This is a genomic window from Streptomyces sp. NBC_00335 (assembly GCF_036127095.1).
In the GTDB taxonomy this organism is placed as follows: Bacteria; Actinomycetota; Actinomycetes; order Streptomycetales; family Streptomycetaceae; genus Streptomyces.
This window is the reverse complement of the sequence record NZ_CP108006.1, coordinates 7,769,579-7,782,886: the sequence shown is the minus strand read 5'-3', so window position 1 is coordinate 7,782,886 and position 13,308 is coordinate 7,769,579. Positions and strand designations below refer to the sequence as shown.

The window sequence follows — 13,308 nt, the reverse complement described above, 5'->3', positions numbered from 1 at the left end:
CCATCGTACGGACCTCCACACCCGTGGCCACCGGCACCTTAGGCGGAATCCCGGCTCCGTTCACCGCACTTGACCCATCGGATGCCGAATCGCACCGGGCGGGCCGTGGCCGCGCCTCGCGGGGCGGGGCGGGGCCGGGCCCGCCGATACGCCGCTGCGCGGGGCAATGCCAAACGCCGGCGAGGCTGGATGATGCCGCGCAGCGGCATTCCCAGCCCGTCCGGCGTTTGAGGACCGGGTCCGGGCAGAGCCCGGGGAACGGGCGAAGGGCGGGTAGGGGACACCGCCCCGCAGGGCCGACCCGGCCGCACCCGCGCCCCTCCCCTCCACCCGTCCGGAACATGGGACGCCGGGCCCGTTCTCGCCATTGCCGCCACACCCGGGCCCGCGCCCCTCTACGGTGCCCTGGGGGAACGGCACAGGCACGGGCAGGAGCGCACGCCCGGGGACGTACGCGGGCGCGGGCGCGGGACCGGAGGGGCGGAGCGGGATGAACGACGAAGAAGACACGCGGCTGGCGAGGATGACCCCCGAGATCTCCCGCCGCACCCTGACCCTGCTGCGCGGCCTTGCCGGGCTCGAACCACCGGAGCAGGTGCCCGAGGAGGCGATGGCCGCCGCCGACGAGATCTTCGCGGAATACGGAACGGACGGGCTCCGCGTGCTGGTGATGACCCTGGCGGCCTGGGCGACGGCCCAGATCGAGAACGTCTCCGAGCTGAGCGGGCGCAGCCACGAGGCGGTCCTCGACGCCATGGAGCTGGCCTGTCTGGAGGCCGGCGCAGAGGAGTAGCCGGGGATCGGTCGGGAACCCGCAGGCCGCGAGCTGGCCGCTCTCACGGTCTGCGGGGTTTACGTCGCCGAAAATCGGACAATTCTCCGGAGACGGACGCCTCGGATTCGTTCCGGCGTCGGCGACACTGGGGGGAGCGGGGGGTCCCGATCGGAGGCCGTCGTGAGCACACCTTCCCCCATCCGGATCGCTGCCGTCCTGTCGACCGAACACAGGGGACGGCTGATGTCGCACGCCCGCGAGGTCAATTTCCACGAGGGCGCGCGGATCTTCGACGAGGGCACCCGGGCAGACTCCTTCTGGATCGTGCGCTCCGGCACGGTGACCCTGGAGATCCCGGTACCGGGCCGCCGGCCCACCCCCATCGAGAGCCTGGGCCCCGGAGAACTGGTCGGCTGGTCGTGGCTGTTCCCGCCGTACGTGTGGCAGCTGGCCGCCGAGGCCATGACGCCGGTCCGCGCGTACGAGTTCGACGCCACGACCGTACGGATGCTCATGGACGCCGATCCGGCCTTCGGGTCCGCCCTCGGCCACTGGGTCGGGCGGGTGCTCGCGCTGCGGCTGCACCAGACCCGGACCCGCCTCCTCGACACGTACGCCCCCCGCCTCGCCGCGAGCTGATCTGGCGGGTTCGGGCCGATTCCGCCGACCACTCCCCCACAGGTCAGCCGCCGCAGAACGCTGCGGTCTGCGGTCATGCGTACGCACTGAGTGACGAGAAGTAGAGGTGCGAACGGGCGTTCCGGTTCCGCATGGGCAAGACTCGCGTCCGTTATCCGACGCAACGACGCGAGGAGTGTTCGACATGCGATCCGTCACCAGGACCCTGGGACTGTCGTCCGCCGCCATGGGGCTCACGGCCCTCACCGCCCTGACGGGCTCGGGCATAGCAGGGGCCGCACCCACCGGCGGCGAAAGCCTCTACGCCCCGTCCGCGCTCGTCCTGAGCGTCACCGACGGCGACGACGCGGCGAGCGGTACGGTGCTGCGCGCGGTCACCCTGGTCTGCGCACCCCGGCCCGGCGGCACCCACCCGGACCCGGATGCGGCGTGCGCCGAATTACAGGCCCACTCCGCCGACCTCGACGCACTCGCCGAGCCGCGCCCCGACGCGGCGTGTACCAGGGAGTGGAACCCGTTGACCGTCACCGCCGAAGGCGTGTGGCAGGGCCGCCGGATGAACTACTCCTACACCTACGCGAACCCCTGCGCCCTGTGGAACAGCACCGGCACGGCCTTCACCATCTGAGCCGGGGCCGGGGCCGGGGCCGGGGCCGGGGCCGGGGCCAGGGCCGGGGCCAGGGCCTGAGCCGGGGCCGGGGCCGGGGCCGGGGCCGGGGCCGGGGCCCGAGCCGCAGACCCGAGAGATCCGAGATCCGAGACCCGAGCCCGCGGATCAGCCCAGCTCCAGGCTCGTGACCCCGTACATGCCGGTCAGGTCGAGGTCCGGCTCCTGGCCGGTGTACATCCGGGCGGTCTCGAAGGTCGGGGTCAGGCCCAGTCCGCCCAGCAGGGCGGCGGCTCGCGGATGGGCGTCCGGTACGTCCACGGCGACCGTACCGTCGGGGGTCCGCTCCGCGAGCCGCAGCAGCAGGGCTGCGGCGACTTCCGGGTCGGCTGCGTAGAGCGGGCCGATCCGCGAGGCGCCGCTGCCCGGCCGGACGACACCGAGCCCCTCGACCCGGCCGTCCCGGACCGCCGCGAGGGCGGTGCGGCCGGGCAGGCCCACCCAGGCGGCGAGGAAGGCGTCGCGCGGCTCGGGGAAGAACCTCCGGTCGTAGGCGGCGAGTTGCCCGAAGGGCACGGTGGCCGCGTCCACGATCCGCACCCCGGTCGCCGTCTCCCGCGGGGGTTGCCCGGTCGCCAGCGGCGCCCCCTCGTGGCGGACGTTGTTCCAGGCCGAGCGGAAGCCGGACTTGCGGTAGTTGTCCTGCTGCTCGACCACCCCGTCCAGCCCGACGAGCCGCCCGTGGAGCCGCTCCATGCCGGCCCGCCACAGCCGGATCCCGTAGCCCTGACCACGGACGTCGGGGCGGGCGATGTAGAAGCCGATGAAGCCGAAGCCGTCGCCGTACCGGACGGCCGAGATGCAGGCGACGGGCTCCCCGTGGAGCCGCCCGACGAGGAATCCGCCCGGATCGGCGACGGAGAACGCGAACCGGTCGGAGTCCCCGGGGTTCCATCCCTCCTCGTCGGCCCAGTCCCGGAGCAGCGCCATGTCGGCTGCGCTCGCGCCGTTGATCTCGAATCCAGTCAGTCCCGTCATGTCCGCTGTTGTACCAGATCCGCCCTTGCGGCCCGGGCGTTTCCACGGGAGGGCCGAGAGGCCGCGCGGGTCGGCCCGACCGGCACGCGGCCGGGGCTCAACCGCCCGTCAGGAGGCGGACGAACGCCTGGAGATCGGCCTCCCGGTGCAGATCGCTCACCTGCCCGTCGCCCACCTCCACGACCCGCCAGGCTCCGTCCGCGCGCAGCGCGAGGTCCGTGGTGACGAAGGCGCAGCCGAGTTCCGCGACGGCGGCCCGCACCGGTCCGAGGTCCGGCGCCGCGGCCGCGGCGTACGGGCTGTCGGGGTGGGCGGTGACCAGCCGGGGCTCGGCGCCCCGCCACCAGACGCGCACCTCGGTGGCCACGCCCTCGGCCGCCGTGAACTCTTCGAAGGCGCGCAGCACCACCCCACCGGCCAGATCCTCGCCCTGGAGTTCCACGAAGCGGCTGACCACGCGGTGGACGGCGGTCCGGTCCGCGAGGTCGGGGAGGTGACAGGCCTCCGCCCACTGGTGCTTACGGGATTTGACGTAGTCCTTGACGATGCCGGCGCGGGACGGGAGGGCCGCGGCGGCGTCCGCGAGCCGGGCGGGCTCCGGGGTCTGTCCCGGAGCCGTCTCCAGCCACCGGCTGGGCGGAGTCAGACCGGCGAACGCTTCGTACCAGCCGGGGAGTTCATGGGCGCGCCGGTACGCGTTCGGAGTGACGCGCAGTGCGCATCCGCGCTCGCGCAGGGCCGCGTCGAGGTCGGCGTACCGGGCCGCCGGGATCATCCAGCCCCGGTACCAGAGCGCCCCCGACCCGGCGGGTACCCGCGCCACGGCCCGGCCGGCGTCCCCGGCGAGCAGCGCGTCGTGGTCGATGAGCCCGACGGCGCCTCCGGCGGCGCGCACCGCACGTGCCTCCTCGGCGAAGTGGGCATCGGCCCGGCGCTCGTTCAGCGGATCGGAGCAGTACAGGACGGTGGTCGGCATGCGGCCACCCTACGGACGTCCGTGTGCGGCCGGACCCCGGATGCACCGGCCACCCCCCGGAATGATGTGATCGGCACGGGAACCGGAATGCCGTAACGGCGGAGTGCCGGAGTACCGAAGTGCCGGAATCGGAACCGGCCGGACAGCGGGAGGGCGTTCGTGCTCGGGATGGGTGAGCTGGTCGCGGGCTGGCGGGCGGCCGGGGTCGGCGAGGGCATGGCGTTGATGGTGCACGCCTCGCTGTCCGCGCTCGGGCGCGTGGACGGTGGCGCCGCGACGGTGGTGGCGAGCCTGCGCGAGGCGGTGGGGCCGGCCGGGACGGTGGCCGTCCCGGCGTTCACCTGGGAGGTGGCCGATCCCGACCCGGAACACGTGGGCGTGCCGGACGCCGCAGTGGCGGCACGGCGGGCCGCGGTGCCGCTGTTCCACCCGGGGCTGCCGGTCACGCGTGCGCTCGGCGCCGTACCCGAGGCCTTGCGGTCCCTGCCCGACAGCCTGCGCAGCAGGCATCCGCAGGCGTCGGTGGCGGCGGTGGGCGCCCGCGCGGCAGAGGTCACCGCGACGCAGTCGCTGGGCTTCGCACTGGGCCGCACCTCGCCGTTCGGCCGCCTGCACGACCTGGGCGCGCACATCCTGCTGATCGGCGTCGGCCACAACCGGAACTCGTTCCTGCACTACGTCGAGTCCCTCGCGCCCCGCCCCCGGCTGCGGGTGCGGCGCTTCCCGATGGAGGTGGCCGGTGAGCGCGTCTGGGTGGAAACCCCGGACGTGGGCAACGACAACGACACCCACTTCCCGGTCGTGGGCCCCGACTTCGAACGCCACGCGGGCATCCGTCCGTCACGGGTCGGCGGCGCGGAGTGCCGCCTCCTCCCCGTCCCGGCCCTGGTCGACTTCGCGGTCCCCCGTCTCCAGGAACTGCTGGACGCGGACTCGCGGTCCCGGGCCCGACCGGCACGATCCGAAAGCGACGGCCTGGCCGAAACCCCGTGGTGAAAGCCGCCCGGGCTGCCTAGAGTCGGCGCATGGGAAAGCCGCTCGTCGCAGTGTTCAGTGGGGCCGGGATGTCCACCGATTCGGGGATTCCCGACTACCGGGGGCCGCAGGGATTGTGGCGCCGGGAGCCCGACGCCGAGAGCCTCGTTACCTACGCGCCCTACATGGCCGATCCGGAGATCCGGCGCCGGTCCTGGCTGATGCGCGCCGAGATCGGGGCCCTGGGGGCGCAGCCGAACGCCGCGCACCTCGCCGTCGCCGAGCTGGAGCGAGCCGGGATCCCGGTGCGGGTGATCACCCAGAACGTGGACGGTCTGCACCAGCTCGCGGGGACTTCCGCGCGCAAGGTGTTCGAACTGCACGGCACGGCGCGGGCCGTGGTGTGCACGGCCTGTCATGCACGTACCGGGATGGACGAGGCGCTGGCCCGGGTCGCCTCCGGGGAACCGGATCCGGCCTGCCGCGCGTGCGGCGGGATCCTCAAGGCGGCGACCGTGATGTTCGGGGAGCGGCTGGACCCCGAGGTGCTCGCGCAGGCCGTCGCGGTAGCCAAGGGCTGCCACGTCTTCGTTGCCGTGGGCTCGACGCTCCAGGTGCAGCCCGCGGCCTCGCTGGCCGGGATGGCCGCGGAGGCCGGGGCCCGCCTGATCATCGTGAACGCGCAGGAGACACCGTACGACTCCCTCGCCGACGAGGTGATCCGCGAGCCCATCGGGACTGCGCTGCCCGCCCTGCTGCAGCGGATCACCGCGGACGGCGCGCTCCTCTAGCGGGTCGGTCCGGGCGGCGCCGGCCCTCGCCGGCCGGCCTCGGCCCGCGGCAGCCCTTGCCGACCCGCGTCAGCCCGCGTCGGCGGCCCGCCGCATCTCCGCCACGTCGAGCTTCTTCATCTTCATCATCGCGGCCGTCGCCCGCGCGGCCCGCCCCGGGTCGGGGTCGGAGATCAGCTCGATGGCCCCGGCCGGGATGACCTGCCAGGACAGACCGAACTTGTCCTTGACCCAGCCGCAGGCGGATTCCTCGCCACCGTCGCCGGTCAGGGCCTCGTAGTAGTAGTCCGCCTCCGCGTCGTCGGCGCAGTGGATCTGGAAGGAGACGGCCTCGGTGAAGGGGAACTGCGGGCCGCCGTTGAGGCCGACGAACCTCTGGCCGTTGATCTCGAACTCGACGACCATGACCTCGCCGGCCACACCGGGGCTCCCCTCGGGGTAGAGGCCGACGCGGCCGCGCTTGCCGTCCTTGAAGACCGACAGGTAGTAGTCGGCGGCGGCCTCCGCCGCGCCGTCGAACCACAGACACGTGGTGAAGGGGTTGCTCGCCATGACTGCCTCCGGAATGCGTGGGGTGGGGGTACGGATGAGGAAATCCGTCCCGCACATACAGACCGGTCCCGGCCCCGAAACTCATCGGTGGGGCCGGGACCGGGCCGTATCCAGCCTGGAATGCACTCCTGAGGCGTACGCGTCGGACATCTGATCGACGATCCGCCGAGATGTGGTTCTTCAGCCGGGTCGCGCCGAAGGCGGCGCGGTGTCCCCTTTCCGGGGCATGTGCGAGGAGCCGCCGGGCGGGCGGCAACGAGTTCAGCCGCCCACCGCCCCGCCGCCATCGGGTCAGACTTCCAGCTCGGCTTCGATCTTCTTCAGCTGGTGGCGGGCCATCGCGAGGTTGGCCCGCGTCTTGTCGAGCGCGAGGTAGAGGAAGAGCCCCGCGGAGCCGCGGCCCTTCAGGAGCCGGATCAGGTGGTACTGGCTTCCGAGGGTGATGAGGATGTCCTCGATCTCGTCCTTCAGACCGAGCATCTCCATCGTGCGGAGCTTGGCCCGCACCACGTCCGTGTTGCCCGCGGCGGCGACCGTGAGGTCGAGGTCCTTTCCGCCGCCGATGGTGCCGAGGGCCATACCGCTGCTGCAGTCGACCAGGGCGACGCCGAGCACGCCCTCGATGGTGGTGGTGGCTTCCTTGAGCGATGTCTCCACGTTGGCCATGACGCTTCCTCTTTCTCTTGGGTTTCCCGGGCGCGTTCTGTCGGTGCGTTTCGGTCGGTACGTTCGGTCAGTACGTTTCGATCGGTACGGATGTACGTGGTCGGGGGGATCAGGAGCCCTGGCCGGCACCCGGGTCCGGGCCCGGTGCCGGGCCTCGCCGTCCGAGGCTGGTGTCGATCAGCTCCGCTATGCGCAGGCTGGACCGGCGGGCCTCCAGGTGGAGCCGGCCGACATTGACGCGCGGCTCCGCGATCAGGGTCAGTACGGCCGCGTCGCCCGCCGCGTAGGTGGCGACGTAGCCGTCCTCTCCGCGCACGAGCAGCTCGCGGAACCCGCCCTGCCCGGTGCAGTCGCTGAGCCGCTGGGCCACTCCGAGGGCCGCGGCGGTCAGGGCGGCCACGGATTCCGCCTCGGTGGCGGCGCTGTCGTGGGCCAGGACCAGGCCGTCGACGCTCGCGGCGAGTGCCCCGCCCAGCTGCGGGACGCGGGCCCGCAGCCGACGGAGTTCCGCGAGTATCTCGGCCTCGGCTTCGGCGGGCACGGTACTCATGTCGGACCTTCTCCTTTCGGACTGCCGCCGCTCGGAACGGTCGCCGCGCTGGGCGGCTCGCAGCGGGAGCCTCACAGGCTTGCCTCCAGTGCGTCGCGTAACCGGCGCAGCAACGCCACGTCCGGGGACTGCGCCTGCGTCATCCAGTCGGGCAGCGGCGTCTCCGCGGCGGCGGCGGGTGCCGGCGCGTGCGGGGTCTCGACCAGCCCGGCCGCCGCGAGGCGTCGTACGTCGAGCAGGGTGTGGAAGGCCGGCCGGCCCAGCACCCAGGCGAGGTCCGCGGGTGTCCGTACCCCGTCGGCCCGGTCGAGCAGGATCCGCTGGCGCGCGGTGACGGTCTGACCGGGGGCGGCGGGGCGGGGCACCACCGGGGAGGTGTCGAGCAGCGGGTAGGGCCAGACCGCGTCGAGCAGTTCCCGGCGGCGGCAGGTCTCCCGCTCGACGGCGGCGGCCGGTACGGAGCGGACGGAGCCGATCCAGTGGGTGGCCCCGCGCCGGAAGCGGGAGGGCCCGCTGCCCGGGGAGAGCGCGAAGAAGGCGGCGTCGAAGATCGCGGCGAGGTGGCATATCTCCAGTTCGCCGCCTGCGAGCCCGCCGCTGTCGACGAGGAAGCGGGCGACTTGGCGGCGGGCGCCGGCCTGGTTCACGGCGTCGGTCCAGCGCTCGGGGGTGAGGCCCCCGCCGGTGGTGAGCAGGACGTCGAGTCCGGGGGTGGCGGGGCTCTCCGCGTGCACCACGCGGCCGTCCTCCAGGAAGAGGGTGCCGCGCTCGCGGAACAGGGCGCCGGTCGCCCGTTCGGCGGCGAGCCGGGTGAGCAGCGGGGACACTGCGGCGACAGCGGTGGCGGTCACTTCAGCACCAGCTCCTCCGCCAGGGCCCTGAGTCTGTGCCGGGCGAGGGCGAGGTTGCCGTCGGTCCGGTCGAGCCACAGGTGCAGGAACACGCTGCTGTCGAAGCTGGTCTCGACGAAGCGGAGCACGTGGTACCCGGTCCGGGTCGTGACGATCAGGTCCTCCACGGGTGGCCCGGCGGCGTCCTCCGGCCCGGTGTCGCCCGGGGCGAAGGACTCGTACTCGGCGGCCGCCCGGGCCAGCTCGGCGGTCTCGGCAGCGGTGGTCTCGTGGTCCCCCACCGGTGATTCCCCGGCGGTGCCGAGGGCCAGTCCGCTGCTCCAGTCGACCAGCGCGGCCCCCCTGGCACCAGGCAGGGCCATGGCTTCGAGCAGGCATTCGTCGATCCCGGGCACGCGGGCTCCCCTCCCGGCCGGACCGTGCATGGTGCACGGTCGTACGGCGCGACAGAAGGGAACTTACTCAACTTCCACACTGCGAAAGGGCGTTCTGGCATTTTCCGCTGGAACATGCACGATGGCACGTGACAGCTTGGCCGGAACCCCACTCATTTTGATCATTACTTGGGGACACGAGCCCCGAACGCCCCTGTGGACCCGCTGTCACGAAGCGAGCGGCAGGTCGTCCGAGAGGCGGAAGGCCCCGCCCTCGCGCTGTACGTAGCCCTCGTGGCTGAGGGTGCGCAGCAGGTGGTACACGGTGGGCAGCGGGATTCCGGTGAGCCGGGCGAGGCGCTTGGCGGTCGCCCCGCCCTCGGTGTACATCGCCTCCACGAGCCGGCACGCCCGCTGTACGGAACCGATGAGGGTGGGTGCGGTGGTGGTGGCGCTCCCACTGTCCGCGCTGTCCTTCGGGCTGTGTTCGGTACCCATGAGTAGTCCCCCTGCTCCGGTACGAGGCCTGGCAAACCCATCAAAGTCGCTCACCGGCCGCAAAACCAGCGGACTCGCGTAAACCCGAGCATAAGATCAACTAATGCTCGGCGCCCGGAAACTGAAGCTCCGCCGGACGCGGGCCGTCAGATGCGGGCCGGTGTCCAGCCCTCGATGTGCCAGGGCGCGCCGACGGTCAGCGCGTGCGGGGCGCCGGAAACGGTGAGGCAGGCCTCGCGCGGGGTGCCCTGTTCGAAGGTGAGCCGCAGGGAGCCGTTGCCGGCGACCTCGGCCGTGTTGATCCGGCACAGGGCCAGTTCGCCGAGGAGTGCCAGCGGATGGCCGGGGAGCATGCTGCCCGGGCTGGCGGAGACCCTGACGTCTCCGTCGGCGGCGATGCCGACCCGGACCGAGCCGAAGAGCGGCTGCTCCAGCTTCCAGGGGGCGTCGATGACGATGCGGGCTTCGGCGTCGGTCAGCTCGTCGTGGACGGTGAGGAAGGGCGAGGCCCGGCGGCGCTCGCCCGTCTCCAGGACGAGGGTGCCTTCGATGTCCACGGGCAGGGGGGACTCCCCGCTCCCGACGGGGAACGGATCGCCGTCCACGCGCAGGCACACCGGGTCCAGGCAGTCGGGCACCGGATCCACCACGGGGCCCGGCAGCGGGGGCCGGTCGGTCACCTCGCCCCACAGCGCGGGGACGGCGTGGCGCAGCACCACGTCCGTGACCTCGTCCGCGGCGCGGGCGGCGGAGCGCTCGTCGGTGATGGTCCACCAGTGGTCGTGCGGATGGCCGAGGAGGCGGCCGATCCTGGCGTGCCAGCCGACGGGGCCGACGCGGTTGGCGCTGAGCCGGGTCCCGAGGGCCGGCCGCAGCCGTCGCAGCGCCTCGTGTTCCTCGTACGGGACCGCGCGCAGGTTCACCGTGAACCTGCACTCGGCGGCCCCGGACGAAGCGCTCCGCTGGAAGCCGAGCAGCGCGTGGTCCGGTTCGGCGGCGCGGAGCCGGTACTCCAGCCCCGAACCGGTGAAACCCGCGTCGCGCAGGGCCGGGGCGATCCGCTCGCGCAGCGTCTGGTGGAACAAGTCGGTCGCGTTCACACCCGTAGTGTCACAAGACGCGCCCTCCCCGGCCAAAACCGTCCATGCCCGGGCGGCCGCGGAGGCCGGCGCCGGCCCCTCTATCCTGCGCGGACCGCGGATCACAGCAGGTCCGCGGCGGGGAGGGGATCGAACGTGGAAACCGTGGGGCAGGGCGTCGGGGAGGTGGACGCACCGGGCGTGCGGCCGTGCCCGGAGTGCGGGACCGAGGTCACCGTGCACGCGTCGTACGTGAACTGGTGCGCGGCTTGTGACTGGAACGTGGACCCGGCTGCCCCGGATCCGGACCGCGGACGTCTGGCGAAGGTCCGGCGGCGCCTGGCCGCGCGGTACGGGGAGCAGTTGGCCGAGGAGATCGGGCGGGGCGGGACCGCGACCGAGCGGGTCGGGGCGGACGGGTCGACCGTCCTGGCCTTCGGGCTCGCCCTGCTGGTGCACGGGGTCACGGCGGGCCTGTTCCTGGCCGCGGCCGTGCTGATCATCGGCGGGTGGCACACCGGCATCCAGCCCGTGCTCGGCGTCCTGCTCCTGGTGGCCGTGGCGGTGCTGCTGCCGCGGCCGGGCCGGTCCCCGAGCGGGCCGGCGGTGCTGTACCGGGCGGACGCGCCCGGCCTCTTCGGGCTGATCGACGAGGTGGGGGCCGCCGTCGGGACGACGGGGGTGCACGCGGTGGTGGTGGACGCCTCCGTCAACGCCGGGGTCCGCACCTACGGGTACCGCGGCCGGCGCGTGATGATCCTCGGCCTCGGGCTGTGGGAGATCCTCACGCCGCAGGAGCGCGTGGCCCTGCTGGGACACGAGCTCGGGCACTTCGCGAACGGCGACGTCCGCTCCTCGTTCCTGATGCACGGGGCCCTGCGGTCCCTGGTCGAATGGCACTCCGTCCTGAGCCCGGTGAACCACGACAACATCGTGGACTGGTTCATGAACGCCCTGACGTTCCTGCCGCGCTGGGCGGTCTACGGGCTGATCCACCTGCTCGACGGCCTGACGCTGCGGGCTTCGCAGCGTGCGGAGTACCGGGCCGACACCGGCGCGGCCCGTGCCGGCTCCAGCGGGGCGGCCGTCACGCTGCTGGACCGGCTGCTGGTGAGCGACGGCGTCGAGGCACACCTGCGGCGCGAGTCGATGGTGGCGGCCCGGGCCGGCGGTGGGGCCGGGGGCCGCGAGGTGCGCGAGGCCGCCGAGCGGGAGCTGTGGGAACGGCTGGCCGCGCGGATCGACTCCGTCCCCGAGCGCGAGTACGAGCGGCTGCGCCGGGTCTCCGCCCGGCGCGGGCACAGCGTCGACGACACGCACCCGCCGACCCACCTGCGCCGGCGGTGCCTGGCCTCGGCCGACCCGCAGCCCGCCCGGGTCGTCTGCGAGGGCCCCCGGGCACAGGCGGTCGCGGCCGAGCTGGCTCCGGCCCGCGCCGTGCTGGCCCGCCGGGTGATCCGGGACTACGCCGGCTGAAGGAAAGTCCCCTACTGCGTGCAGGTCACGTAGGCCGGGAGCGGGGTCTCCTCGACGAGGCGGCGGGGCAGGGACAGCGCGAAGCGGTGTTCCAGTACGGCGAGGGTGAGGCGGTCGCGTTCCTCGTACGGTTCGTCCTCGGGGCGGGCGTAGCAGCCGTCCGGGGTGAGGATCTTGGCCTCGACCAGCTCCGGCAGGAGGAAGTCGGGCCGGTGGCCGCCGCGCCAGTGTTCCTCGCCGATGCCGAAGCAGCAGACCAGCTCGCCGTCCCGGGCGTACGCGAACTGCTTGGGCGGGTGATCGGGCTGCGGGTCGAGGTGTACGGCCTCGATCCCGCAGCGGGAGACCTCCGCGAGGCGCTGGGCCCCGGCGGGGACCCCGTGTTCCACGGCGAAGGACCAGGCGCCCCAGATCCCGACCCGGGCCACCCCGTCGCCGTCCACGGTCTCGGTGACCATGCTCCACGCGTCGATGGCCCCGAGCGGCCCGGGGCGCAGGTCCGGCAAGGCGCCGAGCCGGGCGGCCAGTTCCTCGGGGCCGATGCCCCGGGCGAAGGTGAGGCTGACGTACCAGGCGCTCCAGTCCGCCAGCCACTGGATGCCGCCGTCGCAGGCGCGGGAGCCTCCGTCCGCGCCCTGCCCCGTGATGTCCGCCATTGCCACGGTTCCTCCCGCGATCTCCACGATCCACGCGATGCGAGCCGGTCCTGCCGGCGGCGCCGGCCCTGCCGGAACCCCGGAACGGGGACCCAGGAACCGGGACCCAGGAACAGGGAACCCGGAACCAGCCCTACCGGCACGATAGTCAGTCCGCGGGGCGCTCCGGGAGGAGGCGCTCGACCATCGTGTCGATGAGCCCCTCGACCCCGTGCGGCGACCGGGGGTCCAGCAGTCCGGGCACGGTGAGGTCGTCCACGATCAGCCCGAGCATGGCCAGGTAGATCAGGACCACTCCCTGCCGGTCCCCCGGCAGCCCCGCCTCCAGGTGCCAGGCGATGTTCGCCTCCAGTTCGGCGCCCTGGAACCCGGCCAGTGCCTCCTGGAGTTCGGGCCGCCGGGTGGCCTCCAGGCGCAGTTCCAGCATCGCGGTGTGGACGCTGCGCTCGCGGCGCATGCGCTCCAGGAGCCGGCGCAGCAGCACCTTGGTGTCGAGCGGGCCCGTCAGGTCGGCCGGGTCGGGGGTCAGCCGCTCGCGGGTGCGGTGCAGGATCTGCACGAGGAGCTGGGCGCGGTGGGCGAAGTAGTTGGAGGCGGTGCCGGTCGGAACCCCGGCCTCCGTGTCCACCGCGCGCAAGGTCAGCCCCCGTGACCCCTCGCGGGCGAGGACTTCGATGGCGGCGTCGAGCAGCGCGGCGCGGCGCTCGGGGTTCTGGCGCATGGGTGGGTCCCTGACCGTGTGGACGTGGCTGCCGGTATGACCGGCGCATATGCACTGCACGTGCAGTGCTTCGGACACGCTAGC

Annotated in this window: 16 protein-coding genes and 1 pseudogene; 6 read left to right on the top strand and 11 right to left on the bottom strand. The window is 73.4% G+C overall.

Going from position 1 to position 13,308, the window contains the following annotated elements; all coding sequences use genetic code 11:
• The first annotated feature begins 490 nt into the window (after positions 1-490).
• The 3 genes from OHA37_RS35245 (at position 491) to OHA37_RS35235 (ending at position 2,042) form a co-directional block, all read left to right on the top strand.
• Entirely contained in the window at positions 491-793 is a 303-nt protein-coding gene (locus OHA37_RS35245) for a hypothetical protein (RefSeq protein WP_266911513.1), read from the top strand.
• Between the two features lie 162 nt (positions 794-955).
• Complete coding sequence (locus OHA37_RS35240) at positions 956-1,414, top strand: cyclic nucleotide-binding domain-containing protein (protein ID WP_266911511.1); 459 nt, start codon at positions 956-958, stop codon at positions 1,412-1,414.
• Between the two features lie 184 nt (positions 1,415-1,598).
• The gene (locus tag OHA37_RS35235) at positions 1,599-2,042 is read left to right on the top strand and encodes a subtilase-type protease inhibitor (protein WP_266911509.1); all 444 of its coding nucleotides are present in this window, start codon (positions 1,599-1,601) and stop codon (positions 2,040-2,042) included.
• Between the two features lie 147 nt (positions 2,043-2,189).
• Here the strand turns inward: OHA37_RS35235 and OHA37_RS35230 are convergent, their stop codons facing one another.
• Entirely contained in the window at positions 2,190-3,050 is an 861-nt protein-coding gene (locus OHA37_RS35230) for a GNAT family N-acetyltransferase (protein WP_443046348.1), read from the bottom strand.
• Between the two features lie 106 nt (positions 3,051-3,156).
• The gene (locus OHA37_RS35225) at positions 3,157-4,035 is read right to left on the bottom strand and encodes an ATP-grasp domain-containing protein (protein ID WP_266911505.1); all 879 of its coding nucleotides are present in this window, start codon (positions 4,033-4,035) and stop codon (positions 3,157-3,159) included.
• Positions 4,036-4,203: 168 nt separating this feature from the next.
• Between OHA37_RS35225 and OHA37_RS35220 the strand changes: the two genes are divergently transcribed.
• A complete protein-coding gene (locus OHA37_RS35220) occupies positions 4,204-5,031 on the top strand; it encodes an aminoglycoside N(3)-acetyltransferase (RefSeq protein ID WP_266913358.1) in 828 nt (275 codons plus the stop codon).
• Between the two features lie 29 nt (positions 5,032-5,060).
• Positions 5,061-5,801, top strand: coding sequence for an SIR2 family NAD-dependent protein deacylase (locus tag OHA37_RS35215; RefSeq protein WP_266911503.1), 741 nt, complete (start codon positions 5,061-5,063; stop codon positions 5,799-5,801).
• A 69-nt stretch (positions 5,802-5,870) separates the two neighbouring features.
• Here OHA37_RS35215 and OHA37_RS35210 read toward each other — a convergent pair whose 3' ends face one another.
• The 7 genes and pseudogenes from OHA37_RS35210 to OHA37_RS35180 form a co-directional block, all read right to left on the bottom strand.
• The gene (locus OHA37_RS35210) at positions 5,871-6,353 is read right to left on the bottom strand and encodes a VOC family protein (protein ID WP_266911501.1); all 483 of its coding nucleotides are present in this window, start codon (positions 6,351-6,353) and stop codon (positions 5,871-5,873) included.
• A 291-nt stretch (positions 6,354-6,644) separates the two neighbouring features.
• Entirely contained in the window at positions 6,645-7,019 is a 375-nt protein-coding gene (locus OHA37_RS35205; protein ID WP_266911499.1) for a hypothetical protein, read from the bottom strand.
• A 109-nt stretch (positions 7,020-7,128) separates the two neighbouring features.
• Complete coding sequence (locus OHA37_RS35200; protein WP_266911497.1) at positions 7,129-7,569, bottom strand: roadblock/LC7 domain-containing protein; 441 nt, start codon at positions 7,567-7,569, stop codon at positions 7,129-7,131.
• A 71-nt stretch (positions 7,570-7,640) separates the two neighbouring features.
• On the bottom strand, positions 7,641-8,420 hold the full coding sequence (locus OHA37_RS35195) for a transcriptional regulator (protein WP_266911495.1): 780 nt from the start codon (positions 8,418-8,420) through the stop codon (positions 7,641-7,643).
• Positions 8,417-8,815 carry a hypothetical protein gene (locus OHA37_RS35190; protein ID WP_266911493.1) on the bottom strand — a complete coding sequence of 133 codons (399 nt, stop codon included), beginning with the start codon at positions 8,813-8,815 and terminating at the stop codon, positions 8,417-8,419. Before OHA37_RS35190 ends, OHA37_RS35195 begins: the two co-directional genes overlap by 4 nt.
• Positions 8,816-9,055: 240 nt before the next feature.
• Positions 9,056-9,292 (bottom strand): annotated as a pseudogene (locus tag OHA37_RS35185) (helix-turn-helix domain-containing protein); the annotation flags it as partial.
• A 146-nt stretch (positions 9,293-9,438) separates the two neighbouring features.
• Positions 9,439-10,392, bottom strand: coding sequence for a DUF4304 domain-containing protein (locus OHA37_RS35180; protein ID WP_266911491.1), 954 nt, complete (start codon positions 10,390-10,392; stop codon positions 9,439-9,441).
• Between the two features lie 135 nt (positions 10,393-10,527).
• On the opposite strand from OHA37_RS35180, the gene OHA37_RS35175 reads away from it, so the two are divergent.
• On the top strand, positions 10,528-11,847 hold the full coding sequence (locus tag OHA37_RS35175; protein WP_266911490.1) for a M48 family metallopeptidase: 1,320 nt from the start codon (positions 10,528-10,530) through the stop codon (positions 11,845-11,847).
• An 11-nt stretch (positions 11,848-11,858) separates the two neighbouring features.
• Here OHA37_RS35175 and OHA37_RS35170 read toward each other — a convergent pair whose 3' ends face one another.
• Together OHA37_RS35170 and OHA37_RS35165 are read right to left on the bottom strand one after the other, a co-directional pair.
• Positions 11,859-12,503 (bottom strand): DUF6461 domain-containing protein, encoded by a 645-nt coding sequence (locus tag OHA37_RS35170; RefSeq protein ID WP_266911489.1) that lies wholly within the window; start codon positions 12,501-12,503, stop codon positions 11,859-11,861.
• Between the two features lie 148 nt (positions 12,504-12,651).
• Positions 12,652-13,224: a TetR/AcrR family transcriptional regulator gene (locus OHA37_RS35165; RefSeq protein ID WP_266911487.1), complete on the bottom strand. Its 573-nt coding sequence runs from the start codon at positions 13,222-13,224 to the stop codon at positions 12,652-12,654.
• Positions 13,225-13,308: the final 84 nt, after the last annotated feature.

Coding starts and splice junctions, on each gene's coding strand:
- OHA37_RS35245 (WP_266911513.1), top strand. CDS start 491: ATGAACGACGAAGAAGACACGCGGCTGGCGAGGATGACCCCCGAGATC.
- OHA37_RS35235 (WP_266911509.1), top strand. CDS start 1,599: ATGCGATCCGTCACCAGGACCCTGGGACTGTCGTCCGCCGCCATGGGG.
- OHA37_RS35225 (WP_266911505.1), bottom strand. CDS start 4,035: ATGCCGACCACCGTCCTGTACTGCTCCGATCCGCTGAACGAGCGCCGG.
- OHA37_RS35220 (WP_266913358.1), top strand. CDS start 4,204: ATGGGTGAGCTGGTCGCGGGCTGGCGGGCGGCCGGGGTCGGCGAGGGC.
- OHA37_RS35215 (WP_266911503.1), top strand. CDS start 5,061: ATGGGAAAGCCGCTCGTCGCAGTGTTCAGTGGGGCCGGGATGTCCACC.
- OHA37_RS35210 (WP_266911501.1), bottom strand. CDS start 6,353: ATGGCGAGCAACCCCTTCACCACGTGTCTGTGGTTCGACGGCGCGGCG.
- OHA37_RS35205 (WP_266911499.1), bottom strand. CDS start 7,019: ATGGCCAACGTGGAGACATCGCTCAAGGAAGCCACCACCACCATCGAG.
- OHA37_RS35200 (WP_266911497.1), bottom strand. CDS start 7,569: ATGAGTACCGTGCCCGCCGAAGCCGAGGCCGAGATACTCGCGGAACTC.
- OHA37_RS35170 (WP_266911489.1), bottom strand. CDS start 12,503: ATGGCGGACATCACGGGGCAGGGCGCGGACGGAGGCTCCCGCGCCTGC.
- OHA37_RS35165 (WP_266911487.1), bottom strand. CDS start 13,224: ATGCGCCAGAACCCCGAGCGCCGCGCCGCGCTGCTCGACGCCGCCATC.